The organism is Arthrobacter sp. Sr33 (assembly GCF_054511195.1).
Genome location: NZ_JBTNDD010000003.1, coordinates 40,239 through 55,046 on the forward strand (window position 1 = coordinate 40,239; position 14,808 = coordinate 55,046).

Below are 14,808 nucleotides of genomic sequence, written 5' to 3' on the forward strand. Positions count from 1 at the left end.
GGTCCATAATCGGGGCGCGGGCGACCGGGTTCCGGGCAACCGGGTCTCGGCAGTGGCACCGCCAGCCCGTCCCTGCCACTGCCGGGCAAGAGTAGGCTTGGAAATCATGAGCACTCCGTCCTCCATCGCGGTCGCGCCGCCGCTGACACCAGCGCGCGGTCTGCGCAGCATCACCATTCCCCGGGGACAGCTCGACGACAGTACCGGCCTGCTCGACTATGTTGCCCGCAATGACGTTCACACCTGGGTGCGCCGCGGCGATGGCCTGGTTGCCTTCGGTGAAAGCGCCCGGTTCACGACGGCGGGCCCCGACCGGTTCATTGAGGCCCAGGAGTGGTGGCGCACCCAACTCGACGCCGCCGACGTCGACAATCCGCTCGCCGTTCCCGGTTCCGGACTGGTGGCCTTCGGCTCGTTTGCGTTCTCCAAGACCTCCCAGCATCAGTCTCGGCTGATTGTGCCGCGCATTGTGGTGGGCTGCCGCGATGGTCACAGCTGGCTGACCTATATCACCGACGACGAAGGCGCGGAAGTAACCGCCGACGCCGCCGAGGCGGCACTGGCTGAATACCTCGACGAGACGGCCATCGAACGTGTTCCTGACGCCGCCGACCGGCTCACCCCGGGAATTCTCTCCGAGGAGCAGTGGATGACCGCCGTGGAGCAGGGGATCGAGCACGTTCGCAGCGGCGAGCTGAGTAAGTTGGTGCTCGCGCGTGACGTCGTCGCCGAGCTCGGTTCTCCGGTGGCGACCGCCCAGGTGCTGCGCGAGCTGGCGGTCAGGTACTCGGACTGCTGGACCTACTCGGTGGACGGGTTGATCGGTTCAACACCTGAAATGCTCATTAAAGTTGAGAACTCGACGGCCCAGGCCAGGGTCCTCGCCGGCACCCTGGACCGCAACAATGCACCGGCCGATGATCCGGACTACGCGCAGCGGGTGCTCGCTGGCTCCGAGAAGCAACTGCATGAGCACCAGATCGCCATCGACTCGCTGACCGGCCAGTTGGAGCCATTCACCAGCACCATGACATCACACAGCGAGCCGTTCGTCCTCGAACTACCCAACGTCTGGCATTTGGCTTCCGATGTCACAGCGCAACTGGAACCGGGCGCCGATGGCAGCGTACCGACGTCGCTGGCCCTGGTCGGGGCGTTGCACCCCACTGCGGCGGTTTGTGGGACACCGACGACCGTAGCGGGAGCCCTGATCCGGGAATTGGAGCATATGGAGCGCGGACCCTATGCCGGGCCAGTGGGCTGGATGGATGCCCGGGGCAATGGTGAGTGGGGCATCGCGTTACGCGGCGCGGTAATCGAGAGTCCAACCCGGGTGCGAATGTACGCGGGGTGTGGCATCGTCGCTGCATCGAATGCCGCAGCTGAGCTGGCGGAATCGTGGAGCAAGTTCAGGCCCATGATCGAGGCCCTGGGCATCCGTCGGTAGCATTCCCCGTCCTCAGTACTGTCAGGTCCCGATGGTTACCAGTACGCAATACCTGTAGCCTGTGATGCACATCTCCATGCGGCTAGAATTTGAATCGAAGTTTTCCCGTCCACCAAAGAGGTATTTGCATGTTTGCCAAGCGCTCATCCGTTCCCAAGACCCTAGCCATTGCCGCAATCGGCGCACTGGCCCTCAGCGCCTGTGGCGGCTCCGATGAGCCAGCCGCCGATGATTCGGGCCTCGGCCTGATTGCTGAGGGCGCGCTCACCGTGTGCTCGGACATCCCGTACGCGCCATTCGAATATGAAGAGGACGGCGAATACGTCGGCTTCGACATGGACCTGATGCGCGCCATCGCCACCGGCCTGGACCTCGAGCTTGAGGTGGTCGACGTCGGCTTCGACGGCCTCGCCAGTGGCGCGGTGCTTGCGGCCGGCCAGTGCGACGTCGGTGCCAGCGCCATCACGATCACCGAGGAGCGCGCGGAGAACATTGCGTTCACCGAGCCGTACTACGATTCCCTGCAGTCCCTGCTGGTTCCCGTGGACTCGGATCTTGCCTCGATCGACGATCTTGCGGGCGAGTCGGTGGGTGTCCAGGCCGGAACCACCGGTGAAACGTACACCCGCGAGAACGTCCCTTCCGACACCGAGGTTGTAGCCTTCCCGAGCGACGCGGAACTGTACTCAGCTCTTCAAGCCGGCAACGTCGCAGCCATCCTGCAGGACCTGCCGGTGAACCTCAGCCACACCGAAGACGGCACCTACACGATCGCCCAAGAGTTCGAAACCGATGAGCAATACGGTTTCGCACTGCCCAAGGAAGGCAGCGAGGATCTCCTCGAGGCCGTCAACGAGCAGCTCGCCGAGCTGCGGGACAACGGCGAGTACGACGAGATTTACAACACCTACTTCTCGGAGTAGGAATTCTGGCCCGGAACCGGTCCGGGATCCTCAGATCCTGACGGGTTCCGGGCCGACAGCCCCCGAGAAAGATTGGCTCCCGACTTGAAACGCTCAACCCGCAGACGCCTGACCCGCGGCGCCCTGTACGCACTCTTCATCCTCGCCGTCGCCGTCGTCGTCTGGCTCGCCGATTGGGAGGCGATCCAAAGCAATTTCTTCGACCTGGACGTTGCTGTCGAGGCATTCCCCGAAATACTGACCGTCGCGGCGAAGAATACAGTCCTCTACACGGCCATCGCGTTTGTCGGTGGGCTGCTCCTCGGCCTGATTCTGGCGCTGATGAAGCTCTCTCCGGTCCTGCCCTATCGCTGGGCAGCGACCGCTTACATCGAGCTGTTTCGGGGGCTCCCCGCTCTACTGGTGATCTTCGGTTTTGCGTTCGCGGTGCCGATCGCCTTTGGCTGGCGTCCACCGGGCGGTAGCGCCGGTGCTGGCCTGATCGCCCTGATCATCGTCTCTTCCGCCTACATCGCCGAAACCATCCGAGCGGGGATTGAAGCTGTTCCGCCAGGCCAGGTGGAGGCCGCCCGGTCCCTGGGGATGCATCCATCGTGGACCATGATCTCTGTCGTCCTGCCGCAGGCGTTCAGGATCATCACCCCGCCGTTGACCAATGAACTGGTCATCCTGATCAAGGACACCTCACTCCTGTTCATCGCGGGCATGGCTCTGGGCGACCGCGAGTTGACCACCTTCGCCCGTGACATGGTCTCTTCATCCGCCAACGCAACGCCGTTGGTCCTCGCTGCCCTCCTGTATTTGATCATCACCCTGCCGCTCACCCAGCTGGTGGCCAAGCTTGAACGACACAACAAGAGAGGGCGGTGAGCCCTGTGACTGAAGCAGCGCTCCGCAAGGGCGTACCGGCCATCGAGGTCCGCGACCTGCACAAGAGCTTCGGGGACAACGAGGTCCTCAAGGGCATCGACTTCCATGTGGATCAGGGTGAGGTGGTCTGCGTGATCGGCCCGTCCGGCTCCGGGAAGTCCACCCTGCTCCGGTGCGTCAACCGGTTGGAAGAGCCCACCAGCGGCACCATCCTTGTGGAAGGCGTCGATATCACGGACGACGAGACGGACCTGGACAAAGTACGCACCCGCATCGGCATGGTGTTCCAGCAGTTCAACCTCTTCCCGCACCTGAACGTAACCCGTAACCTCACCCTGGCTCAGATCAGGGCGAAGAAGCGCAGCAAGTCAGAGGCAGGTGAGGTCGCGGCGCGCAACCTCGCCAAGGTGGGTCTGGAGGACAAGGCCATGGCCTTTCCGGCCCAGCTTTCCGGCGGGCAGCAGCAGCGCGTGGCAATTGCACGTGCGCTATCCATGGACCCGGACATGATGCTCTTCGACGAACCCACCAGCGCCCTGGACCCCGAATTGGTGGGTGACGTGCTCGATGTGATGAAGCAGCTGGCCAAGGACGGCATGACCATGATGGTGGTCACCCACGAAATGGGCTTCGCCCGTGAAGTTGGGGACCGGGTGGTATTCATGGACGGCGGAGTGGTGGTCGAGCAGGGCAAACCCGAGGATGTCCTCGGCAACCCGCAGCATGAACGCACCAAAGAGTTCCTCTCGAAGGTTCTGTAACCACCCGGTTGGCGGCAATGTCCTGCGCCTTCGGTCCCCTAGCGGCGGGCCGGAGTGCGTGGGACGATAGGTCCACCAGACCCACCTACCCGCGGGAATCCTCATGCCCTCACCCATCCGGAACCCAAGGCTTCGCGCAAGACTCCTCAGCGTCGTCGTGCTGTGCTGCGCCCTACTGGGTGGGATGCTCACAGCCCAGCCCGCAACGGCCGCCGTCCCTGTGGCGAACCCGAACAGCTATCACGTGCTGGTCACCAAGTCACGGCCGCTGAACCCCCTGAACTACATCGCACCGGATCTGGTCTATTTTCCCGGCACCAACTTTGTACTCCGGCGTGCTGTCTCGGCGAATCTGGAAAGCCTTTTTGCTGGCGCGCGTAACGCTGGGGCACCACTGAGCGTGGTGAGCGCCTACCGTTCCTACGCCGAGCAGGCATCCCTCTACAACAGCTATGTGGCGCGATACGGGCAGGCAGTGGCCGACACCATTTCGGCACGCCCGGGGCACAGCGAGCATCAGACCGGACTCGCCGTCGACGTCGGCAACGCCAACGGCACTTGTGGCCTGGGTGCCTGTTTCGGGACCACCGCGGGCGGCAAGTGGGTCGCCGCCAATGCATGGCGATACGGGTTCATCATTCGCTACCCGGACGGTTACCAATCGACCACCGGTTACACCTACGAACCATGGCATCTGCGCTACGTGGGGCGGCCACTAGCCACCGAGATGAAGACCCGCGGCATCCCCACGCTGGAGCACTATTTCGACGGTTCCAACCCGACCATCAAGAGCCCAACGGACCTCACCGCAGTGGATTCCGCAGGGGTGCTGTGGAATTACCCACCCAACTGGACCGGCGGATTCGCGCAGCGCGCCCGGGTGGGCAGCGGCTGGGGCGGTCTGAAGGCCGGATTCACCACCGACTGGAACTCCGACGGCATCCAGGACATCCTCGCCCAGTGGCAGGACGGAAAACTCACGCTCTATCGGGGGCTCCGGGGCGGCGGTTTCCAGTCACCCATCCGGATCGGCAGCGGCTGGGCCAACCATGAGATCACTGTCGGCACCTGGTGGCGGGGGAGCCGGTACCCGTCTGTGGTCACCAAGGACGGCGCAGGACGGTTGTGGCACTACGCAAACAACACAGGCGGAGCCCTGTCCTCGCAGGCCCGGGGGCAGATCGGGTCGGGGTGGCAGAACCTGAAGATCACGCTGGCCGACTTTGACCGGGACGGCAACCAGGACGTGCTCGCCACCCGCGCCAACGGTGAACTGGTGCTTTACCGGTCCAATGGAAAAGCACGTTTCATCTACGAGAGTCGACGTACCATCGGCTCCGGCTGGCAACACATCGAAAGCGCACAAGCCGTCTCGGGTTTCCCGAGCCCAGGCTCCTACGGGTTGACCGCTCGAACCAGTTCCGGCGCCCTCAGGCACTACCCGATCAACTCCGGCGGCTGGGGTGGGTCTTTCACCATCGGTTCGGGGTGGCAGAACTACCGGCTCTTTCGGTAGGCCCACACCGCACGGTTCCGGCCTGCGCCCCGACCGCGGCCTACACCACCCGGGCGACGCCTGCCTTGATCGAGGCGTGCAGTGCGCGGAGGCCCGATCGGTTGGCCCGGACCTCGATCACCGAGCGGCCCTTGATGGGTGGCGCCAGTGCTGCGTCAAGGCCAGCGGCCGAGGTGACCAGTGAATGCCTGACGCCGTACCCATGGGCCAGCGCCTCGAGATCGGCGGTGTGGGGGGTGCCGAAGAGACGCTCTACGACCCTGCTGTGGCGTTCGAGGTTCTTCTCCTCCCCGTGTTCCAGGAGACCGAAGATGCCTCCGCCGGCATCGTTGAGCACCACTATCTGCAGGTCGGCCTCATCCTCGCCGGGCCCCAAAAGCAGCCCACCGGCGTCGTGCAGAAAAGTCAGGTCACCGAGCAGCAGGCGCGTGGGGATACCGGTCGCGAGCGCGATACCGGTTGCGGTGGAGATGGTTCCATCAATACCGGCGAGGCCGCGGTTGGCGTAGACCTCCAGGGGGTGCCAGCCAGGGGACGCGATGAGATCGGCGTCCCGGATGGGATTGGAGGATCCGAGCATGAGATTTCCGTCAGTGCTTTCCCAGACGGCGTCTGCCACGTGGAGCCCGGTCAGGGAGGCGCTTTCGGCGAGGGTTGACCGAAGAGCGGCATCAGCGCGGGCACTGGCCTGTTGCCACCGCCCCAACCATCCGTCCTCGCCCTGACCGGCGAACTGCAGCAACTCATCGAGGGTGGTGATGATCCGCTCCCGGCGTCGGCCTGCTTCGAACCAGGCCACCGGCCCCGGGAGGTAAAGTGCCTGCTGCACCTCCGGTCGGGACAGCAGGGCTGCTATTGGTCGTGAGAGAGTGGGCCGCCCGAACACGATCACCCGCTCGACGTCGGGCCCCAGATGTTCCAGCAGCAGCCGGTACTGGGCAACCGCATTGGGACCGAACCGGGCGTTCGAGGAGGGCTCGGCGAGCAACGGGAGGCCGAGGTGCTGGGCGAACACCGCCGCCAGTTCCCCGGCGCCGTGGCCTGCGACCACCACGGTTCGGGCGGTCAACGTCGGGAGGGCGGCGTCGTGAGTGGCGGCGTCATGGGTCGCGGTGTCGTCGTCGGACTGGCTGGTCAGCGGCAGGATGGCGTCGGTGGCAGGAGCGGTGGCTGGCGGGAACCCTACAGGAGCCCCGTCGTGGCTCACAGCACCGGGGGCCATAGCGCCGGGGACTACAGTGCCGGGGTCTACAGTGCCGGGGACCAGCGGGTCGCGGAACGCGAGGTTCAACTGGACCGGACCACGTGGGCCTGAGGCCCCCAGCGCCTCGGCCAGGGCCCTGGCAACGAATGCCGAGGGATCATTGCTCGCCGGGACGTCGAGTGCGCATCGCACGTGCGAACCGTAGAGGTTGACCTGGTTGGTGGTCTGGTTGGCGCCGCTCCCCCGAAGCTCGTCGGGCCGGTCCGCTGACAACACCACCAAGGGCACGGCCGCGTGGTTCGCCTCCATGACCGCTGGCATCAGTTCCCCCACGGCGGTACCCGACGTCGTCAGCACCGCAGCGGGTCGCTGCGATCCCTGCGCCAGGCCGAGCGCGGTGAACCCGGCAACCCGCTCGTCGATCCGGACATGCAACCGCACCGCACCCGCGGCCTCAGCCTCGGCCAGCGCATACGCCAGAGGGGCGCTTCGGGATCCCGGTGCCACGACAACGTGGCGGACGCCCGCCGCGGTCAAGGCGGCAACGGCTAGCCGGGCGGCGTCGACGGAGTTCAGCTGCTCATTCACGCTTCAATCCTCACACATCGGGTTCCGCGCTCGTCCCCACCCGGAACGCGCTCCCCCGCCCGGATCGAGTCAACACATCTGACAGGATTCCGGCGCCAAACCCGCTATCTGTGCTGACTCGATGCGAAGGGCGGGGAGTCCCGGCGGAAAGTGGGGCTAACGGTTGCCTGTTGCCTTCGCTTCCCTGCCGCCGCGATCGTCGTCACTGTGCAGCCTGCCCGCACCGCGGCCACGACCGGGACGTTTGTCTTTACCCGGAAGGACCTGTATCACCGAGGGGCGTGGCACCGCTGCGTCGCCGCGGCGCGGTTTACTGCCATCAGCAACATAGTCGGGAAACAGGGAGGTCTGGTTTCCCCAGACGCCGTTCTCCCCCGGGTGCTGGACTGCAACGAAAACGTGGCGGTCCTTGTCCCTGATGATCGGCCCACACGTCTCGCCGTCCCGTGGTACGGCGAGGAACTGTTCCACCTTGCCGCGTTCCTCCCCTTCGAGGGTGACCTGAAACAAGCCATCGCAGTACCCGATGGTGCCCGGCTGCCCGTCAGTGGAGATCCACAGATTGCCGACCGAGTCGAACGCCAGGTTGTCCGGGCATGAAATCGGCGAGACTTTCTGCGCTGGAAATCCGCTGAAGTACACGGTGGGGTCATTGGCCGGGTCACCGCAGACCATCAACAGGTTCCAGGTGAACCGAGCAGAGGTCTGGTCTCCGCCGTTCTCGGTGATCTCAACGACATGTCCCGACCGGTTAGCGGTTCGCGGGTTCGCCTCGTCAGCGGGCGAGTTGGCGCCGACACCGCGGTTGGTGTTGTTGGTGCAGGCCACGTAAACCTTGCCGGTGCTGGGGTTCGGCTCCACGTCTTCGGCCCGGTCCATTTTGGTGGGACCCACCTTGTCGGCGGCCAGCCGGGTATAGACCGCTACCTCAGCAGCGCTCATTCCCGGCACTGCCGACTTGTTGTTGACGATCAGTGGCAACCACTCGCCGACGCCGTCGAACTCCCCGTCGGTGGGCAGATCGCCGGACCCATCAATTTCGGGGGCCGAGTTGCCCTGGAACCGTGCCACGTAGAGCGACCCCTCGGAGAGGAGCGTCATGTTCTTCCGCCGAGCTGCGGGAGTGCCGGCGGTATCCATCAGGTTCAGGGAGACGAACTTGTAGAGGTAATCGAACCGCTCGTCGTCACCGGAATAAGCCACCACCCTGCCGTCGCCAGCCACGATCACGTTGGCGCCCTCATGCTTGAAGCGGCCAAGCATCGAGTGCTTCTTCGGCGTCGAGGTCCGGTCGAAGGGGTCCACCTCGACGATGTAACCGAAACGGTTCGCTTCGTTCTGGTATCCCTTGTTCCGGGTATCCAGCCGAGGTTCGTCGACCTCCCAGCCACGGGCCGTCGGAGACGCGGTGAGCCCGTATCTACGGTCCGAGGCACTGGTTCCCGGGCTGACGAAGTAGCCGTTGAAGTTTTCCTCCCCTGACAGGATAGTTCCCCAGGGGGTGGTGCCGCCGGCGCAGTTGCCGAGGGTTCCGAGAATGGTTCGGCCCGCGGGGTCATCAATGGTTTTGACCAAATCGGATCCGGCGGCGGGACCCGTCAACTCGTAGGGGGTGTCGAGCAGGAAGCGACGGTTCAGCGGTGCGCCCTGAACATACTTCCAGGCCTTCGAAGCGTTTTGACGCTCCAGTTCAACCACTGTCAGACCGTGCGCTGCGCGGCCGATACCCCGCACCTCCGCGGCCGGCAGACTGGGTGGCACCATGATGGGTTCGTTGGTGTACTCGTGATTGACGAACATCACGGCCCGTTTGCCCTTGCTTCCCGGCAGATCCAGAATCTCCGTGTAATCGCAGTTGTAGCCAAACTGCAGTTGCTGTGCGGCCTCGGACTGGTTGAAGACGTCGAACACCGGCGACTCGCGGAACAGGGGATCGCCCCAGCGGATAATCGGTTGCCAGGTGAAGCCCTTCGGCACTGTGAAATCATCTACCAGAGCATCTACCGGACGGATCGGAGTGAACTTCAGGTTGCTCCGGGGCCCCCGCTTCTGGAGGGCGACGGCGGGCGCCAACTGGGGGTCTGTCGGCACCCGGGTGCCTGTCTGTCCACCAACGATGAGGGCCAGCGCCCCGACGGCACCGACGCCAAGCACGTTTCGGCGGGAGTACTCAGAGGAGACGACATCCCTGAAATAGCTGTTGTCGGACGTGTTGCAGACTGCCGAAGCGCACGCATTGTCACACTTCAACGCGCACGTCACCGCGCTGCGCTTTCCATTCGTGTGGCCAAGCATGGGCAAAAAGCGCTTCTTCGTGTCACTCATGTGGTGCCTTCCAGCAGTGGAGCGGGGTGAGCAGCTTCCACACTGACAAGGCCGGGCTAACACTGCGGGCAGTCCAGGTGACAGGAAGGTGAACTTTCGCCTCCGCTCAGCCATTCCGCAGGACTTTCGCCGGTTTCGGTCCCCGCCACCCCGGATCCAAGAGGCGGAGGGGGTGGGAGATCTAGGCGGAGCCTAGGAGGGCCCGGGTGCGTTCGAGCCTGTCGAGCCACCAGGCGGTCCGTTCAGGATCTGCCGCATAGCGCTCCAGCAGGTCCTCGGAGACCTGGACCTTGCCCACCGCCAGCCAGCCGCCGTCGGGCACCAGCGACCGCTCGGTGACGTCGCCGCGCATGAGAGAGACGGTGCCCAGTCCGCAGGCGTACGGCAGCTCCGGCAGCGCGGCCGCGAGCGCCACCCCGGCGCTGATTCCCACCGAGGTATCCAGGGCGGAGCTGACGACGGCGGGAAGCCCGGCCTGCGCAACGATGTCCAGGGCCCGCCGGACCCCGCCAAGCGGCGCAGCCTTGATGACCAGCAGGTCGGCAGCATCCTCGCGCGCCACGCGCAACGGGTCGGATTCTTTCCGGACGGACTCGTCGGCTGCGATGAGGACGGGGATCTCCCGACGGCCTAACTCGAGCCGGACGGCGCGGAGCCCGTCAATGGTCATCACCGGTTGCTCCGCATACTCAAGGCCGTGCTCGGCCAGCACCGTGAGGGCGATCACCGCCTCAGCAACAGTCCAGCCGCCGTTGGCGTCAACGCGCAGCCCTGCAGCCGGTAGCAGCCGCCGTACCTCGGCGACACGGGCCAGGTCGTCGGCAAGGGTCTGGCCCCGTTCCGCGACCTTCACTTTGACCGCGGTGACCGGACCGAACCGGGCAAGCACCGATTCGACCTCACTGGCTGGGACCGCCGGGACCGTCGCGTTGACTGCGACCTTCCCGCGAACAGCAGCGGGGAAGCCCTCCCAGCTGGCCTCGATGGCCCCCCGTAGCCACGGCGCGGCCTCGGCGTCGTCGTATTCAGGGAACGGGCAGAACTCGCCCCAGCCGGCCGGCCCTTGCACCAGCAGCGCCTCACGATGCTGGACCCCGCGGAAGGTCACCCGCATGGGAATCGAGACCACACGGGCGACAGCGAGAAGCTCGGCGATTGAGGGAAGTGTACTCACGGGTTCAGGCTACGCGACCGGGTTCAGGCAGCGCGACGGTGCTCTTCACCATCCCCAGGACGTCGTCGCTCAGGGCACCGGCCGGAGTACCGACTGGACGATCACCGTGTCCGGCCCGAACTCGCGATCGTAGCGTTCCTGGCGGGTACCGTCGTCATAGTCGACTGCGACAACCAGATAACCGTTCGTTATCGACGAGTAGATCACCGGGTCGCCCGACGCCCGGATGTCGAGCTCGATCCCTTCAAGGGTGGCCTCGTCATTGGATCCGGGGTTCGCTGGGTCCAGCCGCGGATCGAAGTCGGCTATCGGGTCGTACAGCGAGAGCGGGATGGGTTCCTGGGTCCGGGTGAAGGCTTTGCCGTCCCAGGTTCCCTGGACGGCGTAAGTGCCCCACGTCACCCCGGAGGCGGTTTCGGACTGCTCAACGGCGTCCCAGTCCCAGTTGAGCAGGTCCACGGGGCCACCACAGTGGGGCGGATAGGACTCCCCAACCGCGCCAAGGCAAAGCTGGGGAAGACCATCGCCCTGCTGCCAGACGGTCGTTTGGGCCAGCACCTCCCCTGTCGCCGCGATGCCGCTGGACGGGGATGGATCAGGCACCACTGGATCGGCGGTGCTCGAACCGGTAGGCGCCGACGCCGGAACCCCGACCGCACCGCACGCAGACATTGCCACCGCGATCGCGGCGAGCGATGCCGCCAGAAGCCCAGTATGCGAACCCATGTTCTCATTGTGCGTAGCCGGGCCGGCATCACGGCCTGCCGGAAGATCACGATTGGATTGCAGAAGTGCAGCGCCGGTATGGAAGTCTTGCAGGGTGAGCCCACAGAAATCCGCGAACCCGACGGGGAGGAAACTTCCCGCCGCCCGGAACCCATCACTGTTCCTGATGGGTTCGCTGGTGTGTGCCGTGGCGCTGGGCTGGACCTATTGGGCGTTCGTGCGGACCAGCACCGGCCAGTTCGCGGACGAATCGGCCTGGCGTGAGGCTGGTTTCGCGGCCCCCGACTCGCAGCAACCCTTCCTCCAGTTTCTGGACAGCCTGCCGGCGCTGTCGGTGCTGTTCGCTGCGGCGGTCATCCTGTTCGTGACGCTACGCAGGCAGCGGTGGTCGGCAGCGGTGATCGCCCTGGGAACCATTGCCGGGGCCAACCTCACCACCCAGGTCCTGAAGAACCTGTTGTTCGATCGCCCTGACCGGGGCGTGCCGACGCTCGACTTCAACTCGCTGCCGTCCGGCCACACCACTCTCGCCGCGTCAGCTGCTGCAGCGATTTTCCTGGTGGTCACTCCGAGGTGGAGACCGTTGGCTGCCGCAGCCGGTGGCACCTATTCGGTGGCGGCCGGGGCCGCCACCTTCCTCAACCTGTGGCATCGTCCCGCAGACGTCATCGCGGCTTTCCTGGTGGTGGGTGCGTGGACCCTGCTGGGCGGTCTGCTGATCATGCGGTTCGGCAACGCCTGGAATGTGTGGTCCGGCTACGGCGAGCATTGGGCGGCCTCACGGTTGTGGCTCACCTTCTGCTGGGCTGCGGGAGTGGCAGGGCTCGCCCTCGGTGTCATCCTGTACCTGTACGTCCAGCTCATCGGACCAGCACCCGTCCCCGGGACAGCACGCATTCCCCTGTTCTTCTGGTCCGGGCTGTCAATGATTGTTGGGGTGGGGTTCACCCTCAGCGCTGCTGCCAGCTGTCTGTTCAGCCATCAGGCACGGCGCCGCGTGGGCTAGCTCCGGGCGAGCGACGTCGGCCGGTGCGGGGGCACCCAGAACCACAAGACTGCCGCGGCAAGGAGGCCCAGCCCGCCAGTCGCCCAGATGCCTGCGGAGAGGGTCGCGACGGCGGTGACCGCCGCAAGAACCCCCGGGCCGGTCATGGTCCCGACATCGCTGAGTAGCCGCCAGATTCCAAGGAACTGGGGCCGGCCGGGATTCGGTGAGAAGTCAGCCCCCAGGGTCATCACGATGCCCGAGCCGATACCGTTGCCGAATCCGATCAGGAGCGCCACCAGCAGCAGCCCCACTGCATCGCCGGTGAAGGGCAACAGGATCAGCGCTACGCCCATAATGAGCATGCAGGGTACGGCAACCCACCGCCGCCCCTTGACGTCCATCATCTTCCCGGCCGGGTAGAAGATCAGCATGTCGATGGCGCCGGACAGGCCATAGATCAGGGCAGTGGTGGTGGCGTCCAGACCGATATCCTGCGCCCAGAGCGGCAACACCGCCTGTCGGGTGGCCCGGATGGCGGCGATCAGCAGGACACCAATGCCCACCGTCGCAAAAACCCGGCGGTGGGATCGCAGAATGGACCGGACTGTCGGGGCCGACGACGGCGGGTCCGCTACCCGCTCGAGGGCAGTGGCTCCGTTCATGGCCAACCGCCCGGGGGCGACCGGCTCCGGCACCCTGCTGCTCAGAGCGGCGGCAGCGAGAGCGGCCCCCGCCCCCACCCAGTACGCACCAGCCAATCCAGCGAAGCTCATGGCCAGAGCCGCCGCGAAAGGGCCGAGGAAAACGCCGATCCTGGTGACACCGCCGAGCGTGGACAGCGCCCTCGCCCTGAAGTGGATGGGAACGGCTTCGGTGAGGTAACTCTGGCGGGCCAGACCGAAAACGGCACCGGCCATCCCGATCATGAAGATGGCTGCGGCGAACACGGCGAGGTTGGGGGCCAGCAAGGCCAGTACCATCGCCGTCGAGCACCAGAGTGACGCCCCGACCAGGGCCCACCGTTCACCGAACCGGGTGGTCAGGAGCGTTGCGGGCACGTTGGTGACCAGGGAGCCGATCCCGGTGAGGGTGATGATCAGTGCCGCCGTCGCAATGTCAGCCCCGAGGCTGCGCGCCGAGAGCGCTATTACTGGAAGGATCGCCCCCGTCGCCATCCCATAGAGCAGCGACGGGCCGTAAGCGCCGACAGCGATCGACTTGAGGTTGAACGATTCGCCCGGCACGCTTCTACTGTAGCCACCGGCGCTGTTCGCCCTCTTATCGATCAGGCCTCAGGGGTACGCCGCCCCACGAGTATCATCCCGACGACGGCGAGAACTCCGGCCGCCCCCTCAGCGACCGCGCTGAGGGCCTTTTCGAAGAACCAGATCGGCTCGTACATGGCGGGGATGGGCCCGATCGCGGGCAGCTGGACGTAGGACGACACCACCACAGCCGCGAATGCTGATAGAGCCACCACCGCGGCAACGAGGTAGGACAACCGGCTGCCCCTGAGCAGGACGTAGAAGGCAGCGAGCACCGCCGCGGCCGCCTGCAGCCAGAACAGGGTGCCACCGCCCATCCCCCCTGGATACGCGATCTGATAGTTGGCGGCGAGTTGCACATGGACGAACGCATCGATCGCCAGTCCGATGGCGATCACCACGCGGAGACCGACCAACACCGGGCGGTTGTGTGCGAGTGCCCGATTGCTCATTCCTCGACGACCAGTGTGCTGATCATGGCTGGGTGCGGCGTGCAGAAGAAGGAGTACTCCCCCGCGTCCTCGGGTGCCGTGAAGGTGACAGTCTCGTTGGGGCCGAAGACTGAATCGAACAGGCCCTCCTCATCCGAAGTGACAGTGTGGCCGACAGAATCATTGTTAATGACGGTTACTTCGGCGCCCGGTGCCACCGGTCCGGAAACTTCGAATTCAAAGTCTGTGATGGTGATGACCACCTCTTCGGCCGCCTCGGCCGGGGTTTCAGCTGATTCGGTGGTCTCGGCTGGCGCGGCGGCTGGGCTGGAGGCCGCTGGGCTGGAGGCCGCCGGGCTGCTGGTGGTAGTTTCCGGCTCCGGGGCCGCACTGCCAGATTCCTCCGACGCGCCACAACCGGCCACTCCCACCAGCGCCCCGGCCAGAAGTACTCCCATAACGCTCTTTCGAATATCCATGATTTGCCTTTCCAGCAGGATCCCGATCAGAGCTGTTTTCCAAAGCCCCGGGCACCGTTAGTACCATGATCCTCTTCACTATGAGGTTCGTCACGGGTGAGGGCGCGGATT

General features: G+C 65.3%; 13 protein-coding genes. 6 read left to right on the forward strand and 7 right to left on the reverse strand.

Annotation, left to right across the window (positions count from 1 at the left end; genetic code table 11):
* The first annotated feature begins 106 nt into the window (after positions 1 to 106).
* From ACX80T_RS05310 to ACX80T_RS05330, 5 genes are all read left to right on the forward strand, one after another.
* Positions 107 to 1,447 carry an isochorismate synthase gene (locus tag ACX80T_RS05310; RefSeq protein ID WP_459303908.1) on the forward strand — a complete coding sequence of 447 codons (1,341 nt, stop codon included), beginning with the start codon at positions 107 to 109 and terminating at the stop codon, positions 1,445 to 1,447.
* 128 nt (positions 1,448 to 1,575) lie between these two features.
* The gene (locus tag ACX80T_RS05315) at positions 1,576 to 2,370 is read left to right on the forward strand and encodes a transporter substrate-binding domain-containing protein (protein ID WP_116779023.1); all 795 of its coding nucleotides are present in this window, start codon (positions 1,576 to 1,578) and stop codon (positions 2,368 to 2,370) included.
* Positions 2,371 to 2,454: 84 nt separating this feature from the next.
* Positions 2,455 to 3,240: an amino acid ABC transporter permease gene (locus tag ACX80T_RS05320; RefSeq protein WP_019481821.1), complete on the forward strand. Its 786-nt coding sequence runs from the start codon at positions 2,455 to 2,457 to the stop codon at positions 3,238 to 3,240.
* Positions 3,237 to 4,001, forward strand: a complete 765-nt coding sequence (locus tag ACX80T_RS05325; RefSeq protein WP_279325277.1) for an amino acid ABC transporter ATP-binding protein — start codon at positions 3,237 to 3,239, stop codon at positions 3,999 to 4,001. Before ACX80T_RS05320 ends, ACX80T_RS05325 begins: the two co-directional genes overlap by 4 nt.
* Before the next feature lie 103 nt (positions 4,002 to 4,104).
* Positions 4,105 to 5,517 (forward strand): D-alanyl-D-alanine carboxypeptidase family protein, encoded by a 1,413-nt coding sequence (locus tag ACX80T_RS05330; RefSeq protein ID WP_459303909.1) that lies wholly within the window; start codon positions 4,105 to 4,107, stop codon positions 5,515 to 5,517.
* A gap of 40 nt (positions 5,518 to 5,557) precedes the next feature.
* Here ACX80T_RS05330 and menD read toward each other — a convergent pair whose 3' ends face one another.
* The 4 genes from menD to ACX80T_RS05350 form a co-directional block, all read right to left on the reverse strand.
* On the reverse strand, positions 5,558 to 7,309 hold the full coding sequence (gene menD, locus ACX80T_RS05335; protein ID WP_459303910.1) for a 2-succinyl-5-enolpyruvyl-6-hydroxy-3-cyclohexene-1-carboxylic-acid synthase: 1,752 nt from the start codon (positions 7,307 to 7,309) through the stop codon (positions 5,558 to 5,560).
* 156 nt (positions 7,310 to 7,465) lie between these two features.
* Positions 7,466 to 9,634 carry a PhoX family protein gene (locus ACX80T_RS05340; RefSeq protein WP_459303911.1) on the reverse strand — a complete coding sequence of 723 codons (2,169 nt, stop codon included), beginning with the start codon at positions 9,632 to 9,634 and terminating at the stop codon, positions 7,466 to 7,468.
* A gap of 181 nt (positions 9,635 to 9,815) precedes the next feature.
* Positions 9,816 to 10,808 carry an o-succinylbenzoate synthase gene (locus ACX80T_RS05345; RefSeq protein WP_459303912.1) on the reverse strand — a complete coding sequence of 331 codons (993 nt, stop codon included), beginning with the start codon at positions 10,806 to 10,808 and terminating at the stop codon, positions 9,816 to 9,818.
* Between the two features lie 69 nt (positions 10,809 to 10,877).
* Positions 10,878 to 11,534: a hypothetical protein gene (locus ACX80T_RS05350; RefSeq protein ID WP_459303913.1), complete on the reverse strand. Its 657-nt coding sequence runs from the start codon at positions 11,532 to 11,534 to the stop codon at positions 10,878 to 10,880.
* A 94-nt stretch (positions 11,535 to 11,628) separates the two neighbouring features.
* Between ACX80T_RS05350 and ACX80T_RS05355 the strand changes: the two genes are divergently transcribed.
* Positions 11,629 to 12,540 carry a phosphatase PAP2 family protein gene (locus ACX80T_RS05355; RefSeq protein ID WP_243400632.1) on the forward strand — a complete coding sequence of 304 codons (912 nt, stop codon included), beginning with the start codon at positions 11,629 to 11,631 and terminating at the stop codon, positions 12,538 to 12,540.
* Here the strand turns inward: ACX80T_RS05355 and ACX80T_RS05360 are convergent.
* The 3 genes from ACX80T_RS05360 to ACX80T_RS05370 are packed head-to-tail and all read right to left on the reverse strand — an operon-like array spanning position 12,537 to position 14,697.
* Positions 12,537 to 13,766, reverse strand: coding sequence for an MFS transporter (locus tag ACX80T_RS05360; protein ID WP_459303914.1), 1,230 nt, complete (start codon positions 13,764 to 13,766; stop codon positions 12,537 to 12,539). The two genes, ACX80T_RS05355 and ACX80T_RS05360, sit on opposite strands and share 4 nt — an antisense overlap.
* 41 nt (positions 13,767 to 13,807) lie before the next feature.
* Positions 13,808 to 14,239: a hypothetical protein gene (locus tag ACX80T_RS05365; RefSeq protein ID WP_459303915.1), complete on the reverse strand. Its 432-nt coding sequence runs from the start codon at positions 14,237 to 14,239 to the stop codon at positions 13,808 to 13,810.
* Entirely contained in the window at positions 14,236 to 14,697 is a 462-nt protein-coding gene (locus ACX80T_RS05370; RefSeq protein ID WP_459303916.1) for a cupredoxin domain-containing protein, read from the reverse strand. Before ACX80T_RS05370 ends, ACX80T_RS05365 begins: the two co-directional genes overlap by 4 nt.
* Between the last annotated feature and the right edge of the window lie 111 nt (positions 14,698 to 14,808).

Coding starts and splice junctions, on each gene's coding strand:
- ACX80T_RS05310 (WP_459303908.1), top strand. CDS start 107: ATGAGCACTCCGTCCTCCATCGCGGTCGCGCCGCCGCTGACACCAGCG.
- ACX80T_RS05315 (WP_116779023.1), top strand. CDS start 1,576: ATGTTTGCCAAGCGCTCATCCGTTCCCAAGACCCTAGCCATTGCCGCA.
- ACX80T_RS05330 (WP_459303909.1), top strand. CDS start 4,105: ATGCCCTCACCCATCCGGAACCCAAGGCTTCGCGCAAGACTCCTCAGC.
- ACX80T_RS05340 (WP_459303911.1), bottom strand. CDS start 9,634: ATGAGTGACACGAAGAAGCGCTTTTTGCCCATGCTTGGCCACACGAAT.
- ACX80T_RS05350 (WP_459303913.1), bottom strand. CDS start 11,534: ATGGGTTCGCATACTGGGCTTCTGGCGGCATCGCTCGCCGCGATCGCG.
- ACX80T_RS05365 (WP_459303915.1), bottom strand. CDS start 14,239: ATGAGCAATCGGGCACTCGCACACAACCGCCCGGTGTTGGTCGGTCTC.
- ACX80T_RS05370 (WP_459303916.1), bottom strand. CDS start 14,697: ATGGATATTCGAAAGAGCGTTATGGGAGTACTTCTGGCCGGGGCGCTG.